The organism is Streptomyces sp. NPDC002690, assembly GCF_053592415.1.
In genome coordinates this window covers 1-3,062 of record NZ_JBSFVR010000573.1, presented here as the reverse complement: position 1 = coordinate 3,062, position 3,062 = coordinate 1, and the positions used below count along the sequence as shown (strand labels likewise).

The following is a 3,062-nucleotide window of genomic DNA, read 5'->3' as shown; positions in this document are numbered from 1 at the left end:
CGGACCTGGAGCGCCTCGGACGGTACGACGAGCACCGCGTACGCCAGCGGCTGCGCGACAACTTCGTCCCCGAGCACACCTCGGTCATCGAGGTGACAAGGATCTGGCGCGGGCAGCGGGGACGGGTGCGTACTCCCTCGTCGCGCTCGCCGGGGTTCTCGCCGCGCGGCGCACCGGCGGCCGGCTCCACGTGGTCACCCGGGGCGCGCAGCCCGTGTCGCCGGGGGAGCCGGTCGAGCCGCTGGCGGCTCCCGCCTGGGGGGTCACCCGGGTGCTGCGCCACCAGGAGCTGGCCGGACACCGCGGCAAGCTGGTCGACCTGGACCCGGCGCGGGAGCCCGGCGCGGCCGGGCTGAACGCCGACGCCGAGGCCCTGCTGCGCGAGTTCCTGACCGACGACGAGGAGGAGATCGGTCTGCGCGGCGACCGTCGCGCGACCAGTCGACTCCTCCCCGCCGAAGGGCTGACCGGTCCCCTGCCGCTGAGGCTGCGCGCGGACGGAAGCTATCTGGTCACCGGGGCGTACGGGGCACTGGGCCGGCTGCTGTGCCGGACGCTGGTGAAGCGGGGGGCCCGTCGGCTGATCCTGATGGGCCGCACCCCGGTTCCGCCGCGCCGGGACTGGGCGGCGACCGACCCGGCCGGCGCCCCGGGCAGAGCCGTGGCGCTCCTGCGCGAGCTGGAGTCCCTCGGCGCGCAGCCGATCCTGGCCCCGGTGGACGTGACCGACGAGGACGCGCTCACCGGCTGGCTCGACACCTACCGGCGCGGGGGCGGAGCTCCGGTGCGCGGGGTGTTCCATCTCGCCGGGCAGGTACGCGACACGCTGGTCGCCGACATGGACCGGGCCACCTTCGACGCCGTACTGGAACCGAAGGTCATGGGCGCGTACCTGCTCGACCGGCACCTGCGGGACGAGCCGCTCGACCACTTCGTGCTCTTCGCCTCGATCGCCTCCCTGCTGACGACCGCCGGCCAGACCAACTACGCCGCCGGCAACGCCTTCCTGGACGCGCTGGCGCACCGGCGGCGGGCCCAAGGACTGCCCGCGCTGAGTCTGGACTGGGGTCCGTGGGCGACCGGCATGATCGAGGAGCTCGGTCTGGTCGACCACTATCTGCACAGCCGGGGAATGAGTTCGTTGTCCCCGGACGCCGGGATGAGCGTGCTGGAGCGGGTCATCGGGCAGGACCGGGCCCAGCTGCTGGTGGCGACGGTCGTCGACTGGCAGACGTTCCTGGCCTGGTACGACTCGCCGCCTCCGCTGGTCCGTGAGCTCGCCGCGACCGCCGTCGAGCAGGTGGCCGAGGAGGGCGACGGTTTCCTCGACGCCTTCCGGCGGGCCGGGGAGGCGGAACGCCGCTCCCTCGTGGTCGAGCGGTTCACCTCGCTCACCGGCACCGTGCTGCGTACGGCGCGTGAGGAGATCGACCCGGCCGCCGGACTGGGCGGCCTCGGGCTCGACTCGCTGCTCGCGATGGAGCTCCGGGCCAGGGTGCAGGCCGATCTGGGGATCGCCCTGCCGGTGGTCGCCCTGCTGAGCGGTACCCCCGTCGCCCAGCTGGCCGACCAGTTGTACGAGGGGCTGCTGGAACGCGTGGCCGCCGACGCCGACGGGGGCGACGATCCGGCGAGCGCCGTCGAGGTGTTCACCGACGAGCGCAGCCACCCGCTCACCCAGAACCAGAAGGCGCTGTGGTTCCTGAAGCAGCTCAACCCCGACGGGTACGCGTACAACATCGGTGGTGCGGTGGAGGTGCGCGCCGAGATCGAACCGGACCTGATGTTCGAAGCCGTGCGCAGGCTCATCGCCCGGCATCCGGCACTGCGCACCAACTTCCACCTGGAGAACGGGCAGCCGGTGCAGCGGACGACGTCCGGGGCGGAGCCGGACCTCGCCCTGTTCGACGTCCAGGGCCAGGAGTGGGAGGAGATCCGGCGGACGATCATCCGCGAGTACCGCAAGCCGTACGACCTCGAACGCGATCCGCTGGTGCGCTTCCGCCTGTTCAGGCGTGAGCCGGGCCGCTGGGTCATCATGAAGGCGGTCCACCACATCGTCTCGGACGCGATCTCGACCTTCACCTTCATCGAGGAACTCCTCGCCGTCCACGAGTCCCTGAAACAGGGGCGGGAGCCGGCGCTGCCACCGGTCGGCGCGAGGTACCTCGACTTCCTCAATCAGCAGAACCGCTTCCTGGCGAGCCGGGAGGCCGGCGGGATGCTGGAGTACTGGCGGTCCCACCTGCCCGCCGAGGTCCCGCTGCTGGACCTTCCGGTGGACGGGACGCGTCCGGCCGTGCAGACGCACAACGGCGCCTCCGAGTTCTTCGTCCTGGACGAGGACCTCAGCGCGCGGGTGCACACCCTGGCGCAGCGGCACGGGGTGACACCGTTCATGGTGCTGCTGAGCGCGTACTACGTCCTGCTGCACCGCTACTCCGGGCAGGACCACGTCGTCGTGGGCAGCCCGGTGACCGGCCGCACCCAGCAGGAGTTCTCCTCGGTGTACGGCTACTTCGTCAACCCGCTTCCCCTGCACGCGGACCTGTCGGGCGCGCCCACGGTCGCCGAGCTGCTGGAGCAGGTCCGCGCCACGGTGCTGAACGGCCTGGACAACCAGGAGTACCCGTTCGTGCTGCTGGTCGAGGAGCTGGGGCTCCAGCACGATCCGAGCCGTTCCGCGGTGTTCCAGGCGATGTTCATCCTGCTCACCCACAAGGTGGCCACCGAGCAGTACGGCTACCGGCTGGAGTACATCGAACTCCCCGAAGAGGAGGGGCAGTTCGACCTGACCTTGTCGGCCTACGAGGACGAGTCGGAGGGGCGCTTCCACTGCGTGCTGAAGTACAACTCCGATCTCTTCCTTCCCGCGACCGTCCGGCGGATGGCCGCGCACTACGTCCGGTTGCTGGACAGCATGACCCGTGCGGAGGCCGGGCTCCCGACGCCCCGGCTGCGGATGCTGGACGCCCCGGAGCACGAGCGGCTGGTGGGCGAGTGGAGCGGCGCCGCAGCGCTGCCCGACCGCACCGGTCCGGCGGTGGAACGGTACCGGCCCG

Annotated in this window: 2 pseudogenes; both read left to right on the top strand. The window is 71.7% G+C overall.

The window, feature by feature from the left end:
* Window positions 1-113, top strand: a pseudogene (locus ACWD3D_RS35340) (GNAT family N-acetyltransferase); the annotation flags it as partial.
* A pseudogene (locus ACWD3D_RS35335) lies at window positions 104-3,062 on the top strand (condensation domain-containing protein); the annotation flags it as partial. The pseudogenes ACWD3D_RS35340 and ACWD3D_RS35335, both read left to right, overlap by 10 nt.